At 62.9% G+C, this 25,664-nt stretch carries 17 protein-coding genes; 6 read left to right on the top strand and 11 right to left on the bottom strand.

Annotated features, from left to right (window positions below):
- Positions 1-177 precede the first annotated feature (177 nt).
- From JSS27_15070 to JSS27_15020, 11 genes are all read right to left on the bottom strand, one after another.
- Complete coding sequence (locus JSS27_15070) at positions 178-927, bottom strand: YebC/PmpR family DNA-binding transcriptional regulator (GenBank protein ID MBS0210265.1); 750 nt, start codon at positions 925-927, stop codon at positions 178-180.
- A 54-nt stretch (positions 928-981) separates the two neighbouring features.
- Positions 982-3,174, bottom strand: coding sequence for a tetratricopeptide repeat protein (locus JSS27_15065; protein ID MBS0210264.1), 2,193 nt, complete (start codon positions 3,172-3,174; stop codon positions 982-984).
- A gap of 71 nt (positions 3,175-3,245) precedes the next feature.
- Positions 3,246-4,214, bottom strand: coding sequence for a hypothetical protein (locus tag JSS27_15060; GenBank protein MBS0210263.1), 969 nt, complete (start codon positions 4,212-4,214; stop codon positions 3,246-3,248).
- Positions 4,215-4,316: 102 nt separating this feature from the next.
- The gene (rbfA, locus tag JSS27_15055) at positions 4,317-4,778 is read right to left on the bottom strand and encodes a 30S ribosome-binding factor RbfA (protein ID MBS0210262.1); all 462 of its coding nucleotides are present in this window, start codon (positions 4,776-4,778) and stop codon (positions 4,317-4,319) included.
- Between the two features lie 125 nt (positions 4,779-4,903).
- Positions 4,904-7,576: a translation initiation factor IF-2 gene (gene infB / locus JSS27_15050; protein ID MBS0210261.1), complete on the bottom strand. Its 2,673-nt coding sequence runs from the start codon at positions 7,574-7,576 to the stop codon at positions 4,904-4,906.
- A 242-nt stretch (positions 7,577-7,818) separates the two neighbouring features.
- Positions 7,819-9,192, bottom strand: a complete 1,374-nt coding sequence (gene nusA / locus JSS27_15045) for a transcription termination factor NusA (protein ID MBS0210260.1) — start codon at positions 9,190-9,192, stop codon at positions 7,819-7,821.
- Between the two features lie 686 nt (positions 9,193-9,878).
- The gene (locus JSS27_15040) at positions 9,879-11,375 is read right to left on the bottom strand and encodes a hypothetical protein (GenBank protein ID MBS0210259.1); all 1,497 of its coding nucleotides are present in this window, start codon (positions 11,373-11,375) and stop codon (positions 9,879-9,881) included.
- 409 nt (positions 11,376-11,784) lie between these two features.
- The gene (gene metF / locus JSS27_15035; GenBank protein ID MBS0210258.1) at positions 11,785-12,657 is read right to left on the bottom strand and encodes a methylenetetrahydrofolate reductase [NAD(P)H]; all 873 of its coding nucleotides are present in this window, start codon (positions 12,655-12,657) and stop codon (positions 11,785-11,787) included.
- A 57-nt stretch (positions 12,658-12,714) separates the two neighbouring features.
- Complete coding sequence (locus tag JSS27_15030; GenBank protein ID MBS0210257.1) at positions 12,715-13,944, bottom strand: glucose-1-phosphate thymidylyltransferase; 1,230 nt, start codon at positions 13,942-13,944, stop codon at positions 12,715-12,717.
- A 26-nt stretch (positions 13,945-13,970) separates the two neighbouring features.
- Positions 13,971-15,284 carry a 3-deoxy-D-manno-octulosonic acid transferase gene (locus JSS27_15025; GenBank protein MBS0210256.1) on the bottom strand — a complete coding sequence of 438 codons (1,314 nt, stop codon included), beginning with the start codon at positions 15,282-15,284 and terminating at the stop codon, positions 13,971-13,973.
- A 66-nt stretch (positions 15,285-15,350) separates the two neighbouring features.
- Positions 15,351-19,085 carry an SEC-C domain-containing protein gene (locus JSS27_15020; protein MBS0210255.1) on the bottom strand — a complete coding sequence of 1,245 codons (3,735 nt, stop codon included), beginning with the start codon at positions 19,083-19,085 and terminating at the stop codon, positions 15,351-15,353.
- 342 nt (positions 19,086-19,427) lie between these two features.
- Here JSS27_15020 and JSS27_15015 point away from each other — a divergent pair, with 342 nt between their 5' ends.
- The 6 genes from JSS27_15015 to hisH all read left to right on the top strand — a co-directional run bounded on the left by JSS27_15015 (position 19,428) and on the right by hisH (position 25,514).
- Complete coding sequence (locus JSS27_15015; GenBank protein ID MBS0210254.1) at positions 19,428-20,243, top strand: MBL fold metallo-hydrolase; 816 nt, start codon at positions 19,428-19,430, stop codon at positions 20,241-20,243.
- 250 nt (positions 20,244-20,493) lie between these two features.
- On the top strand, positions 20,494-21,900 hold the full coding sequence (locus JSS27_15010; GenBank protein MBS0210253.1) for a UDPGP type 1 family protein: 1,407 nt from the start codon (positions 20,494-20,496) through the stop codon (positions 21,898-21,900).
- Positions 21,901-22,043: 143 nt separating this feature from the next.
- Entirely contained in the window at positions 22,044-22,535 is a 492-nt protein-coding gene (ruvX, locus tag JSS27_15005) for a Holliday junction resolvase RuvX (GenBank protein MBS0210252.1), read from the top strand.
- 224 nt (positions 22,536-22,759) lie between these two features.
- A complete protein-coding gene (locus JSS27_15000; GenBank protein MBS0210251.1) occupies positions 22,760-23,632 on the top strand; it encodes an SDR family oxidoreductase in 873 nt (290 codons plus the stop codon).
- A gap of 267 nt (positions 23,633-23,899) precedes the next feature.
- On the top strand, positions 23,900-24,682 hold the full coding sequence (locus JSS27_14995) for an MBL fold metallo-hydrolase (GenBank protein ID MBS0210250.1): 783 nt from the start codon (positions 23,900-23,902) through the stop codon (positions 24,680-24,682).
- A 223-nt stretch (positions 24,683-24,905) separates the two neighbouring features.
- Positions 24,906-25,514: an imidazole glycerol phosphate synthase subunit HisH gene (gene hisH / locus JSS27_14990; GenBank protein MBS0210249.1), complete on the top strand. Its 609-nt coding sequence runs from the start codon at positions 24,906-24,908 to the stop codon at positions 25,512-25,514.
- The last annotated feature ends 150 nt before the right edge of the window (positions 25,515-25,664 follow it).

Below are 25,664 nucleotides of genomic sequence, written 5' to 3'. Positions count from 1 at the left end.
AGAAGCGATGAATGCGGAGTGATGAATGGCGGAGAGCACTCCCAAAGCACTATGTCAAGGACGACTCATTGAAGGATGCCCAGTCGCAGGGCCATAGGCGTGCTCGCTTCAATCCTCTATTCATCAATCAGCACTCATCATTCATCACTTCCCCCTCTTCCTCCGTGGCAAAGAAACTCAGCCGCCGATTTCGGCCATGGCCGCGTCGGGGATGTTGAAGTTCGCGGCCACGCGCTGGACATCTTCGTGATCGTCGAGCACCTCCAGCAGCTTGAGAATCTTGCGAGCGGTGTCGGCGTCAAGGTCGACCGTGTTCTTGGGGATCCGGGTGATGTCGCTCGACTCGGGTTTGAGTTCCTTCTGGGCCAGGGCTTCGAGCACCGCCTGGTAGTTCGACGGATCGCAGGTCACCTCGAACGTCTCGCCCACGTGGGTCACGTCGTCGGCGCCGGCTTCGAGCACCAGTTCCATCAGCGCTTCTTCGTCGATCTTGTCGGCCGCGATGACGATCAGCCCCTTGCGATCGAACATCCACGACACGCAGCCCGACTCGCCGAGTTTGCCGTCGTTCAGTTCGAACACCTTGCGGATTTCCGGCGCGGTTCGATTGCGATTGTCGGTCAGAATCTCGCACAACACCGCCACGCCGCCAGCGCCGTAGCCTTCGTACAGCATCTCTTCCAACTGGCCGGCCTTGGTTTCGCCGGTGCCGGCGCGAATGGCCCGTTCGATGTTGTCCTTGGGCATGCTCACCGCCTTGGCGGCGTCGATCGCATAGCGCAGTTTCAGGTTGGCGTCAGGGTCGCCGCCGCCGCTCTTGGCGGCGATGATGATGGCCTTGGCCAGCTTGCTCCACAGCTTGCCACGCTTGTGATCGATCAGCGACTTCTTGCGAGAGATGTTCGCCCAATGGGAATGACCAGCCATGAAACCAACCGTCGTCCGGGGTGAAATGATGAATCATCAAAGGCCGTGCCAAGCTTACTTGGGCAACCGGCTCAGCTTTTCCGTGACGCGACGCACGCGCTCCTGATCCGCTTGTTTCTTAAGCAATTCGACCGCTCGCTTCCAGGCCTGCTCGGCTTCGGCGGGCTGCTTGAGCGCCAGATAGACATCCCCCAAGTGGTCAAGCACCACGCCGTCGGGCTCTTTCTCGTTGGCCGCGATTTTGATCTCGGCCAGCGCCTCGTCGAATCGTCCTAGCTTGAAATAGGCCCAGCCTAGGCTATCGCGATAAGCATAGTTCTCGGGCTCGGCGGCCACGGCCTTTTGCGCCATCTCGACCGCGCGGTCCAACTGCTTGCCCTGATCGGCCAGCAAGTAGCCCAGGTCGTTCATGGCCGCGATGTCTTCGGGATACTCATCCAGCACTTCTTCCAGGCAGTCCTCGGCCTCGCGCAGCTTGTGCAGCGAGACATAGACGTTCGACAACGCCAATCGCGCCTCGCGCACCGCGCGGCGGATGCCTTCGGACGTGTAGTTGTTCTCGAACCGCGCGACCAACTGGCGATAGGCCTCGGCCGCCGCGTCGTAACGCTTGGCGTGATACAACACCCAGGCCACGCGGCTTTCCACGCGCGGGACATGCTCGCCAATTTCGGCCGCCTGCTTCGCCGCCTTCAACGCCTCGTCCGTCTGCCCCGACATTTCCAGGGCGATCGACAGGAACAAATGAAAGTCGGGATTGTCGGTGGCCAGCACCTTTTCCTCGATGCCGCGCCGCAGCAAGTCGATGGCCGCGTCGTATTGCTCCAGGCGCAATAGCCCCAGGCACGCTTCGACCCAGGCGTCGCGCTGACGCGGGCGATTCTTGATCGCCAACTCGTACAACTCGCTCCCCAATTGATACCGCTTGGCCTCCAAAGCCAAATGCGCCACCACCAACAACCGAGTGTACGACGTGTCGCGGCCAGCGTCGTCGGGCTCTTGCTTGGCCAACCGGATCAACTCGTCGAGCGCGGCCTGATTGTCGGCCAGCTTCTTCACTTCGTCTTCGACGGCGTCGAGGCTGTTGGTCTTTTCCCTGACCTGCACCAACGTCATCAACAGCGGCTCGAACTTGCCGGCGCGACGATAGACTTCGAGCAGCCGGCGGTAACCTTCGGACGTGGGGGCCGTCTTTTGCAGCTTGGCCAACAGCTTCTCCGCCTGGTCCAACTGATCGGCCAGCAGATACTTGCGGGCCAGGTACAGGTCGAGCGGCGCGTGGCTGGGCAACGTGGTGCGCAGCTTTTCCAGCCGCTCGATCAACTCGTTGTCGCGTTTCAGATCCTTGAGCACCTCGGCCAGCAACTCGTACGGCGCCGTTTGCTCGCTGGTGTCTTTGGTCGCGAAATACTCGTCCAGCTTCTCCAACGCCTCGGCCGGCTGCCGCTTGGCGGCCAGCACTTGCGCCTGGCGCAACAGCAGTCGATCGGGCCGCGGCTTGATCTTTTGCGCCGCCTCAAACGCCAGCAGCGCCTCGTCGGGGCGCTCGGCCAGCAACATCACCGCGCCGATCAGCTCGTAGCTCTCGCCACGCTTCCCTTCCAATGCCTTGCGCTCGGCCGAGCCGAGCTTGAACTGATCGGGATGGCTCAAGGCGTCGAGCACTTCGCCCAGCGCTTCGGCCGCCGGCTTGGTGCGCCCCGCCAGCACGCGGTATTGCCCCACCTGGTACGTCAGCGCCAGATAGACGAACGTCTTCTTGTCGTCCTGAGCTTCGCGCGCTTGCTCGCACAGCCGCAGGGCCGTCGAGACTTCACCATCCTTGATGATGTCCTCGGCCACGCGCAGCACGTCGAGTTCGTTCGACGGATCGAGTTCCAGCGCGCGAATCTTGTACCGCATCACTTCCTTGGTGCGGTTCAGGCGCGTGGCGACGTCAACCACCTGGCGAACGATCGAGACCGCGTTCGGGTCGTAGCGGAGCGCCTTGTGATAGAGCCGCAGCGCGAGGGCCAGGTTCCCCTTCTGCTCTTCGGTCAAACCGGCGGCGTAGAGGGTCAGGGCTTCCTCTTCGTTACGCTGCCGCTCGGTGGCGGGCCGCACGGGGACAAACTTCTCGGGCTTGTCGTCCAACTCGGTCAACGGCGGCTTGGCCCAGGCCAGCGCGCCACCGCACAAGCAGACGGCCAGCGCCGTCGTCGCCAGAAAGAACCAAGCAGGCCACCGGAGTTCGAGAGTTATCGGCATGCTGACGCACTCCGGCAGTCGAGAGCGGGGCCTTCGGGGCGACGAATTGCCATGCCGCCCGGGCGCGAGGTTTACCGCGGCTTGCGCTTGGTCAGGCTCTCGGTCGCCTTCTTCTTGGGCTTGAGCTTGTCCTGTTTCTTGTCAGCCACGGGGCGCTTGGCGGCGCTTTCCTTGACCGGAGGCCGGGCCGGCGCGGCGGGCTTCTTGTCGGCTACCTTCTCGCCGGCGCGTCCTTTGGCGTCTCCCTTGGCGGTGGCGCGCACGTCCTTGGCTTCGGCGCCTTTGCCCGGCGCGGCTCCCTTGCCGGCCACTGGTTTGCCGGCCGGCGTTTTGGCCGGCGGCGGAGGAGGAACATTTTTGGGCGGACGCTTCGGCAGGCGTTCTTTCGCGTCGGGAGCGATCTCTAGCAAAATCTTATGCAGATTCGTCGAATACGGCGAGGCGTTCAACTCGGCGCCGAACAGGTGGACGATCGAGCCGAACTCGATTCCCTTGTTCTTGGGAATCGCCCGTTCCAGTCCCGGCACCGTCGACTTGGCCACATCGGCGACGCTGGCCAGTCCCAACACTTGGAACGCCAGTAGTGCTCCCTTGTCCAACGGAATCGAATGGCCGCCGAGGCAGGCTTGCGTGACCACGGCCACGGCAAACGGGCTCGCTCCTTGATGTTTCTCCAGCTTTTGGATCGCGGCCCCCAGGTTCATCTTCTTAACCGGATCCAAGTCGAACGAGTAGCCAGTCTCGAACACGCTGTACAGAAAGCGCTTGATCTGATGGGCGGCGTGCTTGGGCTCGGGCAACATCGACATCACTTCCGCCAATTCTTCGACGGTGCTGACGCGGACTTCGTTCCAATCGAAGAAGCCCCCCTTCAACACCTCGAACGCCTTAGTCGCGGCATCGTGCGGCGAGTTCTCCAGACACAGCGCGAACACCATTTGCTCGAGCAGCGGCCGCTCGACATAGGTGTATGGCTCGTAGTGCTTGCGCAAAACCTTGAACGCCTTGGTGATCAACGCGCCGCGATCGATTTTCGCCATGCTGCAACTTTCCTGGTCAAAGAGTCGTCAAGTCCCACAGTCTTCGAGGTCCAGCGTCTTCAAGGCTCAGTGTCTTCAAAAGACTCAGTGTCTTCAAAAGACTCAGTCGTGTTGTTCCGCGTCCAAGTCGTCGTCGGCCGCCTCGTCTTCGTCCGTGTATTCGGTGTCCTCATCCGCGTCGACATCGCTGGCTTCGTCCGCGGTCGCCGCGGGCTTGTCCTCGGGGGGAAGCACACGCTGCAAAATCTGGGCGATCGCAATCGATTTCTTCACCCCTTGGTCCAACACAAACTCCAGCCGCGGGGTGTAGCGGGTTTCGATCCGGTCGGCGATTCGCGACTGCAAAAAGCCCGCCGCGCTCCGCAGCCCGCGCAGGGCCAAGTCTTGTTTCGTTTCGTTCCCCATGATCGAGACGTGAACTCGCGCCTGGCGCATGTCGGGCAGCACTTCCACGTGCGTGACCGTCACGTCCTTGATCCGGGGATCCTTCATCTCGGTCAAAATGGCCATGCTGACCACTTCGCGAATGGCGGACGCGGCTTTTTGCAGACGGCGGCTCGACATTGCGGCGACAGGATCCTGAATCCAGCTTAAATAGCAGATCGAAAAAACAGTTCACGAAAGCCGGTCCAGCCAAGAATCGGCCGGCCAGCGCGGCCGCACAGACCGCGCGATCGTTACGACCGAACTTACAACGTGCGGGCCACTTCCTCGACGCGGTAGACCTCGAGCACGTCTCCTTCCTTCAGGTCGTTGAAGTTGGCCAGCTTGATCCCGCATTCCAGCCCTTCGCGGACCTCGCGGGCGTCGTCTTTTTCCCGTTTCAACGAGTCGATGGCATAATCGCCGACCACGCGACTGTCCCGAATCACCCGGGCGCGGCCGCTGCGCTCGATCGTGCCGCCAATCACGCGGCAGCCGGCGATGGTGCCCACGCGGCTGATGCTGAACGTCCGCTGGACCAAGGCCCGTCCCTGCTCGACTTCGCGCCGTTCGGGCTTGAGCATCCCCTCGAGCGCCAACTTCAAATCGTCGGTCACCTGGTAGATGATGTCGTAGCGGCGGACCTGCACGCCCAGGCTCTCGGCCAGCACGCGGGCCTTTTCGTCGGGCACCACGTTAAAGCCGATGACAATGGCGTCGGACGCGTCGGCCAGGTGGATGTCGGCTTCGGTAATGCCGCCGACCGTGGCTTGCAGCACCTTGACTTGCACTTCGTCGTGGGTGAGCTTGCCCAGCTCTTTCTGAATGGCTTCGATCGAACCGCGGACATCGGCCCGCAAAATCAGGTTCAACACGCTGACCTTGTCCGAGCTGCCCAGGCGATCGTGCAGCGTTTCCAGCGTGACGTGTCCCAAAGCGCCGCCCAGCGCGGTCTCGCGCGAAATCCGCCGCCGCTTCTCGGCGACGTCGCGGGCAATGGCAATATCTTCCAACTCGTAGAAGTGATCGCCGGCGCCGGGGGTAATGTCCAAGCCGGAAATGTTCACCGGCGTCGACGGCAAGGCCGACTCGTACGTCTTGTTCGGGTCCAGCGTGTCGTACATCACCTTGATACGGCCATACGCTGGACCACAGACAATGATGTCGCCGACGCTGAGCGTGCCGTTTTGCACCAGCACCTTGGCCATCACGCCTTGGCCTTCGCTGAGCGAAGCTTCCAAGCACGTGCCGTGGGCCGGGCGCGACGGGTTGGCGCGATAGTCGTGTAGTTCGGCGATCGTCAGCAGCGTTTCCAGCAGCTTGTCGATCCCTTCGCCGGTGTGGGCACTGCAGCGCACCAACTCGACGTCGCCGCCCCATTCGGTCGGCTGCAAGCCGGCCGTGACGAGCTGTGTGTAAATGCGATCGTAGTTGATGCCCGGCAGGTCGACCTTGTTCAAGGCGATGACAATCGGCACGTTGGCCGCGCGGGCGTGGCTGATCGCTTCCTCGGTTTGTGGCATCACACCGTCGTCGGCGGCCACCACCAGCACGGCAATGTCGGTGACGTTGGCGCCGCGAGCGCGCATTTGGGTGAACGCTTCGTGACCCGGCGTATCGACAAAGGCGATCGGCCGACCGTCCTTCTCAATACGGTAAGCGCGGATGTGCTGGGTGATGCCGCCGCTTTCGCCGCTGACCACGTTGATGCCGATAATCCGATCCAACAGCGACGTCTTGCCGTGATCGACGTGTCCCAAGAACGTGACAACCGGCGCCCGCGGCACGAGCGAGCCTTCCTCGTCAACGCGGTCTTCGATGTTCTTGAGCATTTGCTCTTCGGCATCGACCGCCTGGCGAAGTTCGATTTCAAAGCCGAACTCCAGCGCCAGCAACTGGACTGTTTCGACCGACAACTCGGTGTTGATCGTGGCCATCGTGCCCAGGCCCAGCAACTTGGCCAGCACCTGCGTGACGCGCACGCCCAGTTGTTCGGAAAAGCTGCGAACCGTGCAGGGAATCTGCACCGTGGAGTGCCCCTTGCGCGGCGCGGTGCCGACGGGGTGCGCTTTATGCTTCGCGCGACGCGAGCGTGACCAGCCATCTTCGTCCCCCGACAGCATCTGCCGGGTCAAACGATCGGCCTGGACCTGCTTGCGGTTGTGCTGACGCTGCTCGCGTCCGCCCAGCGCCTTGTCCGCTTCCGCACCTTTGCCGCCGACGCGTCCCTTGCGGTCGCGCACCCCTTCCAGGGCCGACAACGGCAACGGCGCCGCGGGGCCACCGGGCCGCTTGGCCGGCGGCGCGCCCGTGCCGCCCGGCTTGCCGCGCGGGGCGCTGGGGGTGGGAGGCGCGGCGGGGCCGTCGGTCTTGCGCTTCGAGTCGTGCGAGCGCATGTGCGCTTGTAGCGGTGTCGAGCCGGCGGCGCGCGCGGCGCGGAAGGCGTCGAGGCCCAGCTTGATTTCGGGCTTCTGCGGCGCCGGCTCGGCCGAGGTCGGTGGCGGCGTCTTCAGGGCCGACGGCGGCAATGGCGCCACGCGAATCGCCGGAGCGGCTGGCTTGGGCGGTGATTTCTCGCGCTCGACCGGCTTCTTCTCAGACGATTTTTCCTTGTCGGCGCGGGCCGTGATCATCGGCGGCTTGTTGGTGACGCCCGCGGGGGCGATGTAGTCCTCGCGACGGAAGGTGGAGGACTCGCCGGCCGCTTCGATGGCCGCGGTACCCGATGCCCCCTCCGCCTTGGCGACGACACTGGCGGTGGCGCGAGGAGCGTTCTTGGCGCCGCCGGCCACAAAGGCGCGGACGCGCACTTCTTCGTCGTCGGTCAAACTAGCGAGAGCCGAGCCCTTCCCTGCCACGCCGGCTTTGGCGCAGAGGTCGACCAGGTCCTTGCTGTCGAGCTTAAGCTCTTTAGCGAGTGAATAAATGCGAACGGCCAAGCCAGACTCTCCTTGCGGCAGTTTAATGCGCCGCGATCGCCACGCCGGCCTCCGCTGGGTCCGACGGACGACAATCAACCACACCTTAGTTCATAACCACAGGTCTCCCGCCGAGCCGCCAGGGGCGACTCGCGCTGTCAGGAAACTCTCGCTGTCAGGAAACTCGCGTCTCGACCGCCCTGAGCGATCGCGACACCCCAGCGCCGGCCCGCTACCCGCAGAGCGGCGCCATCCTTGATCGGTTAGCTTTCCTGCCCCTCGGCCGACGGCTGATCAGGCGTCGGCGTTGATTCGTGAGCGCCGTTACTCGGCGACTCCGCGTTCGCCGGCTCGGCGGCGGGCGCGGCCGCCGCTTCGCTCGCTTCGGCCTCGGCACGCTGCCGCGCCTCGACTTCATCGGCCTCGGCCGTGGCTTGCTCGATACGGGCCTGCTCGCGTGCGCGGCGACGTTCTTCGCTGGCCGCCTGCTCGGCTTCCAGCGCCTTGGCTTCCGCCTGCTCGACAATGCGATCCACCTGCTCGGCGGTCAGGCCACCCATCGCCATCAAATCGTCGGGCTCGATCACCGACAAATCGTCATACGACAGGAACCCTTCGCCAACCAGTTTGTCGCTCAGCCCCTCGTCGACCCCTTCGATCGAGCAGAAGCCTTGCACCGCGCGGTCGATTTGCTCTTCGAGCTCCTCGCGGGTCATGATTTCGATATCCCAGCCGCAGAGCTTGCTCCCCAGCCGGACGTTCTGGCCGCGACGGCCAATGGCCAGCGACAACTGGTCCTCGCGAACCAGCACGATGGCCCGGCCGAGCATGTTGCACAGAATCACTTCCTCGACTTCGGCGGGCTGCAGCGCGTTGGGGATCAACACCTGCATATCGTCGCTCCAGCGGACGATATCAATGCGCTCGCCGCTCAACTCGTCGACGATGTTCTTAATTCGGTTGCCGCGCACGCCGACGCAAGCGCCGACACAGTCGACCCGCTGATCGCTGCTCGACACGGCGACCTTCGAGCGGTAGCCCGGCTCGCGCGACATGGCCTTGATCTCGATGATGCCATCGGCGATCTCGGGAATCTCTTGCTCGAACAAGCGGGCCACCAGGGCCGGGCGGATGCGGCTGAGGATCACGCGGACGCGGCTGCCGACCTTGCGGACTTCGGCCACCGTGGCGCGGACGCGCTCGTTCGGATGGTGCGACTCGCCGGGAATCTGCTCGCTGCGCGGCAACAAGGCTTCGGTGTTGGTCAACTGGACGGTCGCCGCGCCCCCTTCGAACCGCGTGACCAGCCCCGTGACCAATTGCCCCTTCTCGCGCTCGTACTCGTCGAACAGCGCATCGCGCTCAGCTTCGCGGACCTTCTGAATGATCACTTGCTTGGCGGTCTGGGCGCCAATGCGGCCGGCCGTTTCCTCGGGGTCCAACGCCACGCCGTTCGCCGTGCCCGAAATCGAGCCATCCTTGCGGTCGATATTGATGACGATTTCGGCTTCTTCGCCGTAATGCTTCTTGGCCGAGGTGACCAACGCCGACTCAATCGCCTGGAAAATGACTTCCTTGTCGATGTTCTTGTCGCGATGAATGGCGTCGATAATGCGAAGCAGTTCGTTGGCGTTCATGCACGTGATCCGTTCCCCCGCATTCGGCGGGGTCGTACTGGAAACCCGAGTTGTCCAAATTGTCCGAATTGTGGCGAGCCAGCCCGCTATCGGGCGAATGTCGTCGCGCGAGCTGAAGGTCGTTGTGGGGGCTACTGCGCTCTGTTTAAGCCGTACCTCAATCTCGATTATCTGTTCCCAGGCAAGACACGATCGCCGCAGACCTGAGCCGGTAGTTTCGGCGCAGGCGTGACGAGCACGCGCTAGCCAGCGTTCCGACCAAGCGACAGCAATCACGAACCGTGCGCGGTAGCAAGCGTCAGAACTTGTGCTGACGCCGCGTGTTCCGCGCCCAGCGCGCAATGGGGTCGCATTGGCCAAACCGCTGTTTTAACCCACGCCCCCGGGGTTCGTCCACCCGCCAAACCGCCCGAACGGGGAAAAAACGCAGCCCAATCCACGCGCAAATGGGAACGAAATCCGCGTCAAACTGGCGAGGACAGCGGAATTGGCGCGGCCCCATGAGCCGATGCCGGGCGAAACGCCACGACGAGAACAGCTCTCAAGAGACGGGAGCGGGGGTGGCACGTCCCCAGCGCAGCGCAGGGCGTGGGGAATCGCCAATCAAATATTGGGGTCGGTATGTGCTTCCCTACGCCCCAAGGACGGGCGTGCCACCCAGACGCTCGAACGCGGCGAGAAGCGCACTAGGGAACGTCGTGCGAAGCGCCGGGCGCGCGATGATTCGAGGCCAGGACCGAGCGGTAACGTGCTTGCAGCCAACGTCCTAACTCTTCGACCGTCAGTTGAACGCCGTATTCGTTCAACTCGCTTTGATTGGTCGAGTAGACCGGCGATTCACTGCTGCGAAACACCGGCAACAGATCGAGCATCGGCGTCCGATGCTCGGCCGCGAACTGGGCCACCCGACGCTGGGGCAGTTCGGGATCGAGTTCATTGGCTTCGAGCCCGGCACGTCGGGCCAGCTTGTCGCGCAGCTTGCTCGAAACCTGGAAGTCGGCTGGCACCAGCACCAGGGCCACGGGAACTTTGTGGAGCTGACAATCGCGGATCAGCCGATCCAAATGCCCCGCCGACGATTGCCACTGCTCGACCGCCGCGGGATCCTGGGGCACGCGACAACCGTTGATCCAGCGCGTGTTCCACGACAGATAGCTTTCATACTCCTGTGGGCTCTGATCGAAGCTCAGCCCTTGGTTCAGCGATGTCAACCGCAACGTCCGTGCCGCACAGCGGAGCAAGCGCACATTGCGCCAGTCGTGCCGCCCGGTCGGGCCACCGATCGTGTCGTTAAGATCGCGCGCCGTCGACAGGAACACCAGCACCAGGTCGGGCCGGTAGCCCGCCACGTCGCGCCGGTATTGGCCCGCCAGGTCGCCGGTCGCGACACCCGGCGCGCCGAAGTTGTAGACGTCGACTGCCGGCATTTGCCGTTCGAGCTGCGCCAGGCCGCTGTGAGCCGAGCCGCCCGAGAGGGTTACTTCATGCCCCAACGCCGCGATCCGGAATCGGCCCGCTTGCGGTGTTTTGTCGAATTCGGCGTCCCAGTAGCCTTGGCTGTTCACCCTGGCCCCGTGCCACTCGGACCCGGCCAGCAGCTTTAGGTCGGCCAGCGGCCGGGCGGCGGCGAAATCGGCGTCGGTATATCGCTCCATCAGTCGGAGCAACGCTTCGCCCCCCAGCGCCAGGGCCAGGACACCCAACAGGGTTCGCTGCCCCAACCGGGCCCAACCTCGGTCGCACAAATGGTTTAACCACTCAAAGCCCGTGGCGTGTTCCACCAGGGCCAACAGCGAGATCGTGTACCAGGCAGCCAAGGCGGCGCGGAACAGATGTTCGCTGGCCGGCGTCGGCCCCACTCCCAGGCTGAGCAAATAACAGGCAACCGCCCCTAGAAACAGGCTGCGAACCAGCGCCCACCGCAGCGAGCGATCGAATCGTGGATGGGTATAGGCGTGCCAAGCGACGCGAAGTTGGATCAGGCCGCAGGCCACCTGCAACAGACCGCTGGAAACCTGCCAGTCACTACGGCTCGACCAGAGATAAAGGCCGAGTATCCAGAAACCGGCGGCCAGCCAGAAGCTGGCCACCACCGCCAGTGCCGCGGGAAGCAGGACCGCTTGCCAACGCCCCGAGGCGTTCAAGCCGGGCAATCGCGTCCGTCCAGCACCGATCCCAATCACAGCGGCCTCCTTAGTCTGCGAGGCGACCGGTCAGCGGGTCTCGGCGGGCACGCCGGCCGTGGGAGTCTGCGACGCCCACGGCTGGTGGAGGGCTGCTCGAATACCGTGCTGTCGGTCTGGTTGCCGCGCAGGGCCGCGGCGATCGTCAATAGATCGCGCGATGCTGAGTGCAGAGGGTCGTTAAAACCGGCTCAGGTGTCAATCCCAATATTGGGCATTCGACTGCTGAGCTTTCTCTGCATTCAATTCTATCGTACCAGTCCAGAGGCAAAGTTGACACTTTCGCCCAAATGGCGCATGAGCTTAGGTGAAATCCCCGTCCCGGGTTGCCTCGCCCCCTCCGAACGGGACAGGAAGCTCGTGGCAACCGACGCGCCAAGTGAACTGGCAGGGATCAAGCTCGCAAAGTCTATGCCGGACGGGCCACAGCGGTCAGCACGCGACAGGTGGCCGGCGACTTGTTCAACACATAAAAATGCAGCCCTGGAACCTGGGAATCGACCAGTTCCTGGGTCTGTTGAATCGCGTAGTCGATGCCCACTTCAAACTGGGCCTCAGCATCGTCGCCACAACTTGTCAGCGCATCGGCCAACGAGTCCGGCAAACGAGCACCACACAGAGACGTTATCCGGCGAATCTGGGCAAGGCTGGTCACCGGCAAGATACCCGGCACGATGGGAACCGTGATCCCCAGCGCCTCGGCCTGATCGCGGAACCGGAAAAAGTCCTCGTTGTCGTAGAACAACTGGGTGATCACCGCGTCGGCGCCGGCGTCGACCTTGCGTTTCAGGTTTTGCAGGTCGACTTCCAAGCTGGCCGCCTCGAGGTGCTTTTCGGGATAGCCGGCCACGGCGATGCCGAACCGTGGAAACGCCTGCCGCACCAGCGCCACCAACTCGTTGGCCCAACTGAGGCCCCCTGGCACCGGCTTGAACGAATCTTGTCCCTTGGGCGGATCGCCGCGCAGGGCGACGATATTTCCGATGCCGCGCCGCTGGGCTTCGGCCAGGTAGTTCTTCAAGTCCTCGACCGTCGCGCCCACGCACGTCAGATGCGAGGCCACGGCGCAGCCATATTCGCGCGCCACCCGTTCGACGATCTCCAATGTTTTGTCGCGCGTCGAGCCCCCTGCCCCGTAGGTACACGTCAGATACGCAGGTTCAAAGGCCAGCAGGTCGGGCAGATGGCGAAACAACTCTTCTTCCCCAGCAGGTGTCTTGGGGGGGAACAGCTCGAACGACAGGCCGAACTTGCCGGGACCGTACGCTTGGGAAAGACGCATGACGAACTCAAATCGTGGACAGGTAACGTGGTAATCAGGACGGTGAACGCTCGCCTACTATAACGAAAGAGGCTCGCCGGCGAGCTGACGTTCATGATGCGTCAGATCGTACATGTCATACAACAGCTTGGTGTCGCACGGCCGCTGCTGCACGTGTCGACGCAAAAACATCCGGGCCTGCGTCTGGACCATCACCTCGACTGGCAATTCGGTCACCTGGCCAAAGCTACGGGCGTAGTTCACAAAGCTCGATACGTTCGTGGTCACGAACCCATAGAGCATGCTGCACACGCCGATCGTCTTGCCGGTGAAAATGCCGGTGTTGATCGCACTTTTCGAGTAGTCGCCGACGATACAGCCGATGAACTGCATGCCGGTCGCCACCTTCTGGCCGTAGTACTCCATGTTGACCTGGCCATAGGTGTTTTTCAGGTCGCTGTTGCAGGTGCCGGCCCCCAGGTTGACCCAGCTACCCAGGTAGCTGTGCCCCAAGAAGCCGTGATGCTGCTTGTTGGTGTACGGCTCCAAGATCGAGCCTTCGACCTCGCCGCCGGTCTTGGTCGTGTGGCCGAGCGACACCGAGTCCTTGATGGCGGCCTGTTCCGTCACGCGCGAGTTCGGGCCAATGTAGACCGGCCCGCGCAAGAAGACGTAAGGCCCCACGTTGGCGTTCTCGTCGATGATCACCGGCCCGTTCGACGTGTCGACCACCGAGTACTGCCCCAGCTTGGCGCCGCGGGCGACGAACAAGCCGTCCTCGCGTTGTTCGTACTCGCCGTGCTTGAGCCGATATTCCAGATTGCGTTTGAGCGACGAGAGATGGTAACGGACGATGTCGTGCGGGTAGTCGAGCATCGGCCAAGGCGTGGCCCCTTCGAGCTTGGGCAAACCCAGCAGCAGCCGCTGCAGATCGTGAGGGCTCAGGTTCTGGGTCGCGGGCAAGGCCGAGGCGTCGAGCACCGCGGCGATCACCTGGTTGCCGTTGGCGACAACGCCCGCTTGCCCCGCCGCCAGCCAGCGTTGCAACTCGGCCAGCAAATCGACGCTGGGCACCAAGCGCGCGTTGACCATCAGCACACGTCCAACCACGCCCGACCAGCCGAGCTTCCAACCGTCGGCTTCGAGCGTGGCCCCCAGATGGGGCCGGACCAGCAGCGATACCTTGCCCAACGTCCCCAGCAGATCGGCCAACCGAAAGCTGCCGCAACCAATCAGGCACGCCGCTCGCCCGACCGACGCCGGGTAAAGCTGCGTCACCTTCTCGTCTTCAAACACGACAATCGACAGGTCGGACATGGTAAATCTCGAAAATGCTAAGCGGCCCGGGCAGGTGGCGATTTGGAAATGGGAACCAGCGGCCCGAGCAACTCGACCGTGCGCGCCGTCGCCCCCAACTGCTCGCGCACCAGTGATTGTGCCCGCTGGCCTAGCTGGTTGGCAAACCCCGGCTCGGTCAAACAACGCTCGACGAACACTCGCAACTCGGGGCCGTCGTGGACGACCTCGGCGGCGTCGCGGTCCATCAGCGCCGCCACCACGTCGCGAAAGTTCTTGGTCCGCGGGCCAAACGCCACGGCCGCTCCGTAGGCGGCGGGCTCGATCATGTTCTGTCCTTCACGCGAGCCCATGCTACCGCCGACGTAGGCAATGGTCGCGGTCCCCCACCAGGCTCCCAGTTCGCCCACCGTGTCGACCAGCAACACGCGCGGGGCCGGCTGCCCGGTCGTTGTCTGATGGTTCTCGAGCTTACTGCGCCGCGCCCAGTCAACGCCCGATTGATCGAGCAGCCGGGCCACCTCATCAAACCGATCGGGATGCCGCGGCACCAGGATCAATCGCAGGTTGGGGTGCGCCCCGGCTAGTTGGCAAAACGCTTCAAGTGCCAGCGACTCTTCCGGCTCTTGCGTGCTGCCGGCCAGGAACACGGTCGCACCGCTGAAGCCGGCCAACGTGGCCAAGCGCCGGGTGGTCGGATTGTTGCGGTCGGTCTGCGCGCCGTCGAATTTCAAGTTGCCCGAGACGAAGACCGCTTCAAACTTGGCCCCCAGCGCCAGGAAGCGCTCGGCATACTCTTGGTTCTGGGCGGCGATCAAATCGATGTCGCGCATCACCGGCGCGATCAGCGCCCGCCAGCGGCGGTAGCCGCGAAAGCTGTGCTCGCTCAGTCGGCCGTTGATCACCGCCACCCGAGCGCCGTGGGCCTTGGCGGCGCGAATCAGATTGGGCCACAACTCCAACTCGGCCAGCACCAGGCACGTCGGCCGCACACGGCGCATGGCCGCGCGAACCGCCCAGGTGAAATCCAACGGGCAGTAAAAGACCGTGTGGCCGGCGTATTTCTTCCGCGCCAGCTCATAGCCGGTGTGCGTCGTGGTCGAGATCACGATCGCGGCACCTGGCAGGTCGCGCTGCAATTGCTTGATCAGCGTGGCCAGGACGTTCACCTCGCCGACGCTGACGGCATGCAGCCACAGGCACGGCTCGGCGCCGGTGCGCGTGGGGACATGTCCCAGGAACTTCTCGCCCCAGCCGGCGCGATACTTGCCACGGCGGATCGCTTGCCACAACAGCCAAGGCGAGGCCAGGGCCAGCGTGACGATAAACGCGAGATTCAACAGATACGGCATGGCCAAAGGTATCCCTTCCCTGGGCCGAAACAGTTTACTGGCGAGCGTTCGCCCGCCAGGGGCCGACTAGGCGTTGCGCCGGTCGGCGTTCGTCGGGCCACCCTTGCGCATGTGGCAGTTCTTGTACTTCTTCCCGCTGCCACAAGGGCACGGGTCGTTGCGACCCACGGCTTCCTGCCGGTTACGGATCGGTTCGATGCGTTGTTGCGGCTGCTGGCCTTCGCTGTTGCTGATGGCTTGCTGCTGATCTTCCGAGATGCCGGCCGTGGTCGATGGGGCTTCTTCGTGCGTGGCCCGGCTGTCGACCCAGGTCGAGCCGACAAAGCCTTCGTCAAGCTGCTCCATGCGGAAGATCAAGTCAGTCACTCGTTCGCCAACCGAGGTCCACATCTGCTCAAAGGTCCGCATGCCGACGCGCTTGTATTCGACCTTAGGGTCGACCTGGGCATAGCCGACCAGACCGACGCTGGCCTTCAAATGGTCCATCGCCAGCAGATGGTCTTTCCAGGCGGTGTCGAGCAACTGCAACACGAGCAGGCGTTCCATGCGGCGGATTTCCGGATGAAACTTGTCTTCGAGCGTCCCTTCCAGGCGGAAGCGGAGCTGGTCGTCGTCGAGCTTCGACAGCTCATCGACCGAATGTTCGCCGTCAATCGTTTCGGTCAGGAAGCGCGCCAACGCTTCGTATTGATTCTTGGGGGCGGCCGGAGCGTCGCCGCCGCGCGCTTCGATTACCTGGCCCACCAGCCGGTGCAGCTCGCCGAGCTTCTGCTCGGCCACCGGCTGCATTTGCCTGCTGGTGGCGATGAGCAACTCGCGGACTTCATCGCGTTGCTTGTTGCGCAGGTCTTCCACGTCCAAATCGACGCCAAAGCGCTCACGGGCCCAGCCGACCAACTGTTCGCGATCGTAGTGCTTGACTCCCGCGGCGTCCTGGGTCGTGAAGTGGGCCAAGCCGGCCATCACCGGATATTCGACTTCGCGCGTGGTGTACGCTTCGGCCGACTTGTCCAGAACCAACTGCTTGATCGTCTCGGGCTCTTTGCCGCGCAACGACTCGAGCGGAACCTCGATGCCGAACTTGTATTGCACCCAACTGACGGTCTGCTTCAAGCCGTACTCGGGGTCGAGCACCCGGGAGCCTTCGCTCAGTTCGGTCTGGCGGACGGCTTCGCGGGCCTTGGCGATCAGGACTTCGCCCAAGTGGTCGCGGCCGATCTGCTTCAAGTCGCGGTCCCGGTAATTGGTTCCCCACCGCGTGTTCGACAACTTGGCCAGCGCTTCCCAGTTCCATTCGTCCTGCTCGGCCTCTTCGGGCAGATTCTCGTCAATGGCTTCCAGAACCTGCATCTCGGCCTGGCGTTCGGCCTCGTCCAAGGCCACGCGCTCGGCTTCGTTGGCGTCGATGCCGCGGAAGTCGGCCGGGTCGAGTTCACAGTTCAGCACCTTGCCGGCAAAACCGGCGTAGGTCTCGGCACCGTAATTCTTGTCAAGGAAGTTGGTCAGGTGCCGTTCGATTTCGCGCTCGATCATCTCGAGGATGCGCGTCTTGCAGTTGGCGCCGTCGAGGATTTGCTGGCGGAAGCCATAGACCCGCTTCCGCTGTTCGTCCATCACTTCGTCATATTCGAGCAGATTCTTGCGGACGTCGAAGTTGCGTTCCTCGACCTTTTTCTGCGCGGCTTCGATGCGGCGCGAGACCATCGAGCTTTCGATCGCTTCGCCTTCTTGCATGCCCAGCGAGTGGAGCACGCGCTTGACCCATTCGCCGGCAAAGATTCGCATCAAGTCGTCTTCCAGCGACAGGAAGAACCGGCTGCTGCCCGGATCCCCCTGACGACCACAACGGCCGCGCAACTGCAAGTCGATCCGCCGCGCTTCGTGGCGCTCGGTGCCGACAATGTGCAAACCGCCGAGCTCCTTGACGACTTTGCCCTGGGCCTTCATCCCTTCGCGCTGTTCGATTTCGTCGACCAGCTTGGCCCATTCCTCTTGCGGCACATCCAGGCGCGAAGGGTATTTGCTTTGCAACTGGGCCCAGGCCATCGTCTCGGGATTGCCACCCAGGATGATGTCGGTGCCGCGGCCAGCCATGTTGGTGGCGATGGTCACCGCGCCCAGGCGGCCGGCTTGGGCGACGATCTCGGCTTCGCGAGCGTGCTGCTTGGCGTTCAGAACCTGGTGCTTGATGCCGCGCCGGTCGAGCGCGCCGCTCAGGCGTTCACTCTTCTCAATCGACACGGTGCCGACTAGCATCGGCCGCCCGCGACGTTCGAGCTTCTTGATCTTTGACTGCTCGATTTCCTGGGGCTTGCGGCTGTCCTTCAGCGTCAGCGTCAGGCTCTTGTCGCTTTCCTTGTCGATGGTGCCGGTGTAGACCGTCCCGTCGGTCGTCGTAACCACGTCAAAGCGATTGACCCGTTCGATCTCGTCGAGAATCGCCTCGAACTTCTCTTTTTCGGTGCAGTAGATCACGTCCGGCGAGTTGATCCGCTGCATCGTGCGGTTCGTGGGAATCGCCACCACGTCCAGGTGGTAAATCTTCCAGAACTCATTGGCCTCGGTCATGGCCGTACCGGTCATGCCGCACAGCTTCTTGTAGAGCTTGAAGTAGTTCTGCAGCGTGATCGTGGCGTAGGTCTGCGTCTCGGGCTTAACCGGGACGTTTTCCTTGGCTTCGACGGCCTGGTGCAGCCCGTCGCTCCACTGGCGGCCGTGCATCTTGCGGCCGGTGAACTCGTCGACGATCACCACTTCCTGTTCGCCCGATTGCGGATTGCGCTCGACGACGTAGTTGACGTCCAGCTTGTAAATCCAGTGAGCCTTCAGGGCGTTGTCAATCAGGTGCGGCCAGTCCATGTTGCCGGCCGTGTAAAAGCTCTCCACGCCCGCCAGGTGCTCCGCCTCGCGCACCCCGTCGTCGGTCAACAGAACGGAGTGTTCTTTCTCTTTGACCTCGAAGTGCGTGTCCTTGCGCAGCTTGCGGGCGATCTCGTCGGCCTTGGCGTAACGGCGAGTGTCGTCGTGAGCCGGGCCGCTGATGATCAATGGCGTGCGGGCTTCGTCGATCAGAATGTTGTCGACTTCGTCGATGATCGCGAAGTTCAACCGGTTCTGCGTCTGTTGCATGTGCCGCGGATAGCGATTGTCGCCGCGGGCGGCCGGGCGCATGTTGTCGCGCAAATAGTCGAAACCGAACTCATTGTTCGTGCCGTACGTGATGTCGCACTCGTACGCCTGCTGCTTGGCTTCGGGCTCTTGATTCGAAAAGATCGCGCCGACCGTCAGCCCCAGCCCCATGTACAGCGGCCCCATCCATTCCATGTCGCGGCGGGCCAGATAGTCGTTGACCGTAATCACGTGAACGCCGCGCCCTTCCAAGGCGTTCAAGTAAGCCGGCAGGGTCGCCACCAGGGTTTTGCCTTCGCCGGTGACCATTTCGGCGATCGCGCCGCTGTGCAGCACCATGCCGCCGATCATCTGGGTGTCGTAATGGCGCATCTTCAACCAGCGCCGTCCACCTTCGCGGCAAACGGCAAACGCCTCGACCAGGATGTCGTCCAAGGTTTCGCCCGACGCCAGGCGGCGCTTGAACTCGGCCGTCTGCTGCCGCAACTCGTCCTCGCTCAGGGCCTGATATTTGGGCTCCAAAGCGTTGATGGCTTCGACCTTATGGTGCAGCCGCTTGATGAACCGCGCGTTCGACGAACCGAACAGCCCGGTCAAGCTCCGTTCGACCGCGCGGCCCAGACCGCCAAAAAACCAGCCGATTAGTTCCCAAAGCCGTTCGAGAAATTCCATTCGCAGCGAGCCACCGATTAGAGAGTGTCAGCCTGCCGACCAGACCGGTCAGAGATGACGCAAATTACGTTGCCGTGAGAGTTTGCGCAGGCGCAATAAATTGTCGGAAAAAGTCTATAGCCAGCACCCCCTTTGGGTCAATGGCAGTCAGCCCCGGCTAGCACGCCCTGAACGCCGTCAAAACATGGCAAACGAGTGCGACAAGCAATGCCGGGGAAGGTGCTTGCGCACAGGCCGTTCGCGACTCAGTTCGCTTGCAAGCCGGCGGCCATTGTGGAAACTTGGCCAGCTATGACCCAATTGTACGCAGAGCGTCGAGCCTCCCCGCACCTGGCCGGCCAGATGGTGCTGCTGGGGACCGGAACCTCGGTGGGGGTGCCGATCATTGGCTGCCCTTGCCCAGTCTGCCACAGCGACGACCCGCGTAACAACCGGACCCGCTGCGGCGTGATCGTCGGCCTGCCCGAGGGGAACCTGCTGATCGACACGCCCCCCGACTTGCGTTTCCAGTTGCTCCGCGAGCGGGTCGACGTCGTCCATGCCACGCTGTTCACCCACGAGCATGCCGACCATCTGTACGGGCTCGACGATCTGCGATTGTTTCCGTTTTACCTGGGACACTCGGTTCCGTTGTACTGCGAACCGGCGGTCGAGAAGCGCATCCGCCGGGTGTTCGACTATGCCTTTGACCCGAACCCGCGCGCGACCCACGCCGGCGCCACGCCGCAGGTCGAGTTCCGCTCGATCGGACTCGAACCGTTCGACGTGCTCGGAGCGCGGGTCACGCCGATTCGATTGCAGCACGGCAGCTTCGACGTATTGGGATTTCGTTTCGGCCGCGTCGCCTATTGCACCGACACGAACGGCATTCCGGCCGAAAGCTGGCCGCTGCTCGAAGGACTCGACGTGCTAGTGCTCGACGCTTTGCGCACGCGGCCGCACGCCACGCATTTCAGCCTGGACGAGGCGTTGGAAGTGGTGAATCGCGTCAAGCCGGGGCGCGCGTACTTCACCCATATCTCGCACGAGTTGGAGCACGCCGCCACGAACGCTCGTTTGCCAGCCCACGTTGAATTGGCCTACGACGGCTTGCGCATTCCCCTCTCGGGCGACATCGCCGCCGGCCCATCGACAACCGCCACGCAAATTGCCCGTTGACGATTCCCCCGAGCCGAACCGATAACCTAAGGGCGTTTCTCGAGTTCATGTCGCGTGCGTATCCACCAAGCCGGTGGCTTTGCCACCGAGATCGTCGGCAGAGCCGCCGGCTTGGGTGAGCAAACGAGACATGCTCCTGAGAATTGCCCTAGGCGTCGCACGCCCTGCCTACGGCGCGCCGGCCAACCACTGGCCGCGCCGGTTGGGGACTTTTCCGCGACTCAACTCTTTAGCAAGAAAGCAAACGGCAATGCCGCTCGAAGATCAACGCCAGGAATTGCTAGCCAAGTTGCGCTCGGTGGGCCAGGATCACGCCCTGCGCTTTTGGAGCCAGTTCGATGAGGCGACGCGAGCGCAACTTGTCACGCAGTTGGAAGCGATCGACTTCGAGCAACTCGGCCGGCTATTTCACGGCGCCGAAGTCCTGGACGATTGGGGCGCGCTAGCCAGCCGGGCCGAGCCGCCCGCGGCGATCCGACTCGACGGGCGAGGCAATCGCTTCACCGCCGCCGAAGCGCGCGAGAAAGGGGCCGAGGCGCTGGCCGACGGCAAGCTGGGCGCGGTGCTCGTGGCCGGTGGGCAAGGCACCCGGCTGGGCTTCGATCATCCCAAGGGGATGTACGCCATTGGCCCGGTGTCGCAGGCTTCGCTGTTTCAGATTCTGTTCGAGAAGCTGCAGGCGATGTCGCGCCGTTACAACGTGCGGATTCCGCTCTATCTGATGACCAGCCCCGCGACGCACGACGAAACCGCCGCGTACCTGGCCAGCAAGCATAACTTCGGCCTGCGGGCCGACGATGTCCACCTGTTCTGCCAGGGAACGATGCCGGCCGTTGATGCCGTGACGGGGCGGGTGCTGCTGGCCGAGCCGGGCCGATTGTTCGCCAGCCCCGATGGTCACGGCGGCATGTTGGCCGCGCTGGATCGATCGGGTGGCCTACGCGACATTCGCCTCCGCGGCATTGAAGACCTGTTTTACTTCCAGGTCGACAATCCGTTGGCGCAAGTCTGTGACCCTGAATTCATCGGCTACCATTTGCTATCGCTGTCCGAGCTTTCGACGCAAGTAGTGGCCAAGCAGTTGCCCGCCGAGAAGGTGGGGAACGTCGTCACCGTCGATGGGCGGATGCGGATCATCGAATACAGCGATCTGCCCGCCTCGGCCGGCGAGCGGCGCAACGCGCAAGGGGGCTTGGCCCTCTGGGCGGGAAATACCGCGATTCACGTGATCGACGTGGCGTTCCTGGAACGAGTCAAAAACGACGAGCACCGGCTGCCGTTTCACCGCGCCCACAAAGCGGTCCCGTACGTCGACGAGACCGGCAAGCTGGTCGAACCGGCGCAGCCCAACGCGATCAAGTTCGAGCGATTCATCTTCGACCTGTTGCCGGCCGCCGAGCGCGCGATCGTCGTCGAGGTGGAACCGGGCCGGGCTTTCGCGCCGGTCAAGAACGCGCCAGGCTCAAAGGTCGATTCCCCCGAGCTAGTGCAAAAGCAGATGCTGGCCCAAGCCCGGGAATGGTTGACCACGGCCGGCGCGCAAGTAGCCGAAGCGACGCCGGTAGAAATCAGCCCGCTGTTCGCGATGGATGCCGAGGAGTTGAAGAAGAAACTCGTTCCCGGCCGACGCTTTGACCAGGCGACGTACTTGCGCTAGAGCACGTCTCGATTCAATGTAGCGTTGGCGTCTCAACCAAGCCGGTGGCTTTGCCACCGCTCTTGGCGGCAGAGCCGCCGGCTTGGTTGAGCAACGATACATACTCGCGAGAACTGCGTTAGGCGGTTGGTTATACTATCGCGATGAGCTCGCCTGCGCCACTAACTCCGCTACCGACTGAAGGCCGACTGGCCGGGATCGATTTCGGCACCGTGCGCATTGGCGTGGCGGTGACCGATCGGCGGCAAACGCTGGCCAGCCCGCTGGACAATTACACGCGGCGCGACCCGGCCAGCGACCTGAAGTATTTCCAGCAGATGGCCGAACAAGAACGCTTGGTCGCCTGGGTCGTGGGGCTGCCGGTGCATGGCGACGGCAACGAAAGCAACTTGTCGATCGCGGCCCGCAAGTTCGGCGAGTCACTGGCCCAGGCAACCTCGCTACCGGTGGTCTACTACGACGAGCGGTTCACGTCGGTCGAGGCCGAGCAATGGCTCGGCACCGCGAAGCTAACGTCCAAGCAGCGCAAACAGCGCCGCGACATGCTGGCCGCCCAGATCATGCTCAGCGCGTTCCTGGAATCCCGCGCCAAAGGCGCCGACAAGCCACAGCCGTTGGATGACCGAGATAGATAAGACTTGCCACGGAGGCACTGAGCCACGGAGGTGGGCACGGAGTAAAATATGAATGACCAATGTCCAAGCACCAATGACCAATAATGCGAAGGAGCCGACCGTATTCTTATTGGTCATTGGGATTTGGTCATTGAGGCTTTGCTTCTAAGATTCCTTCCTCCTCCGTGCAACCCTCCGTGTCTCAGTGCCGCCGTGGCGGAATTTGCGGAATTTACTGAATCGCTATGTTCCTAGTTGTCGGCTGTGGTTACTTGGGGCGTCGTGTTGCCGAGCGTTGGCTGAGCGCTGGCCAGGACGTCTACACCGTCACGCGGCGTGCGAACGCCGCCGACGAACTGCGCGCGGCTGGTTTTCACCCGATCGTGGCCGACGTCCTACGCCCGGACGATTGGCGCGACTTGCCGCCGGTTCGCACCGTGTTGTTCGCCGTGGGGCATGATCGCCAATCGGTTCACGACATTCGTGAAGTCTATGTCGAAGGCTTGCGCAACGTGCTGACCGCGCTCCCTGATTCGGTCGAGCGTGTGATCTACATCAGCTCGACGGGTGTCTATGGCGACACGGTCGAGGCGGTCGTCGACGAGCGCACGCCCTGCCAGCCGCGCCGGCCTGGGGCGGTGGCGTCGTTCGAGGCCGAGGAGTTGTTGCGCGCCAGTCGCTGGCGCGATCGGGCGATCATCTTGCGCCTGGCGGGCATCTATGGCCCCGGGCGGATGCCGGTCTCAAAGCTCTTGATGCGCGGCGAGCCGATCCCGGCCGCGCCTGATGATCGACAGAATCTGATCCACGTCGACGATGCTGCCACGGTGGTCGTTGCCGCGGCCGAGCGGGTGCCGCTGCCCAGCCTGTACAACGTGGCCGATGGCCAGCCCGTCGTGCGTCGCGAGTTCTACAGCTACCTGGCCAACATCCTCGGCACGCCACCACCGACATTCGACCCCAGCGCCGCCCAGAACGACGCCACCCGCCGCAGCGGCGACAAGCAGGTCTCGAACGCGAAGCTGCTCACCGAACTAGGCGTCACGCTCCGCTATCCCAGCTACCGAGAAGGCCTGGCCGCGATCTTTCCACCCGGCAGCACGCGGCCCGAACCTTAAACCTCTCTGCCTTATCCTAGAAGGGGAAGAAACCGACCACGACGACACGACGTAAGGCAAGGAAGACAATATGGTTTTCTCTCCGGCGTCGTGATCGTCGTGCCGTCGTGGTCGATTTCGCCTCCTGATTGCCTTGCCTTTGCGGATCGTAACCCCGGGCAGTTGATGGGTTCATTTTTGTTCCCGGCCGGAATATGATGCTTCGTTCCGCCGTCGCGATCGCGGGCGGCTCTTTACGTCTCGATTCTCGGCCCAGGACCACCCGGCATGTTAACGCGGAAGCCAGTCTTTCCGAACGTCATCGAAATCAACTACCAGGCCGGCGAACGGCTCGGCTGCAACGTCTATGTGGTCTACGACGCCCACGAATGGGCGATCATCGACATCGGCTTTGACGAAACCGTCGAAGAGATCGTCGACCTGATCCGCCAGCTCGACTTCCCGTTGGCCAACTGCAAGGCGATCGTCGCCACCCATGCCGACGTCGACCACATTCAAGGGCTGGCCAAGCTGAAGCAGATGGTCCGCGCGCCGATCCTGGGGCACAAGTTGGCCGCCGAGCCGCTGGCCACCGGGGACAAGCTGCGCACGTTCGCCGAGGTCGAAGCCCAGAACATTCACCTGGCCATGCCGCCGGTCAAGCTTGACAGCCTGATCGACGAAGGGGACGTCATCTCGATTGGCAAGCTCAAGCTCGAAGTCTGGCACACGCCGGGCCACACCGACAGCCAGCTTTCGTTCCGCTTGGGGAATTTGTTGTTGAGCGGCGACAACATTTACCGGGATGGCTGCGTCGGCGCGATCGACGCGCACCACGGCAGCAATCTGGTCGACTTCGTCAAGTCGCTGCGCCGCATCCGGGCGTCGAACGTCGAATGGCTGTTGCCAAGCCACGGCCCAATCTTCCGCAAGGATGACAAGCTGCTCGATGCGACGATCGCGCGGGTGGACAACTATCTGCACCTGGCCGACTTCGGCACCTGCGCCATCGACTGGCCCCTGCTCGACCAGTGGGACAAGGAACTGGCCGAAGGGCGGATGCCCGGTTGAGATTTGATTTGCCACGGAGGCACTGAGGCACGGAGATTGGCACGGAGTAAATGCGAATGACCAATGTTCAAATCCCAATGACCAAGTAATTGCAAAAACCGATCGAGCGTGATGTGTATCTGATAATTGGACATTGGGACTTGGTCATTAACTTCGTCACTCCAACTTCCTCCGTGCAACCCTCCGTGTCTCAGTGCCTCCGTGGCAAAATTGAACTAGCAGCATGATCACGATCGTCGACTACGGCATGGGGAATCTGCGGAGCGTTCAAAAGGGATTTGAACGCGTCGGGCACGAAGCGCGGATCAGCAGCGATCCAAACGTCGTGGCCGCGGCCGACAAGCTCGTTCTGCCCGGCGTCGGCGCCTTTGGCGACGCGATGATTGAGCTCCGCTCGCGCGGCCTCGTCGAGCCAGTGCGTGACTACATCCGGGCCGGCCGGCCGACGCTGGGCATCTGCCTGGGGCTGCAACTGCTGTTCGATGTCGGCTACGAAGATGGCGCGCACCAAGGACTGGGCATCCTGCCGGGCGAAGTCGTCAAGTTCCAACTGCCGCACGACTACAAAGTGCCCCACATGGGCTGGAACCAGTTGCAGATCGTCCGCCGCCCGCCGCTGTTGGCCGACATCGCCGACGGCGCGCATATGTACTTTGTCCACTCGTACTACGTCGTGCCGCGCGACGCCGAGGTGATCGCGACCCAGACCGAGTACGGCCCGCCATTCACGTCGATGATCTGGCGCGATCGCCTTTACGCCACGCAATTCCATCCCGAGAAGAGCCAGGCGGAGGGTCTGAAGATCCTCAAGAACTTCGCGGAACGCGGATAGGACTCGCCACGGAGACACCGAGACACGGAGGGTTGCACGGAGGCGAATGACCAATGTCCAAATCCCAATGACCAAGTAAGACGAAAGACGCACCCATCGAACTTGGTCATTGGACATTGAGGCTTGGTCATTAGGGCTTGTTTCAATATC

It is taken from the genome of Planctomycetota bacterium (assembly GCA_018242585.1).
In the GTDB taxonomy this organism is placed as follows: Bacteria; Planctomycetota; Planctomycetia; order Pirellulales; family PNKZ01; genus JAFEBQ01.
Note: the sequence above shows the minus strand (reverse complement) of the source record. Positions and strands in the feature narration are given on the sequence as shown.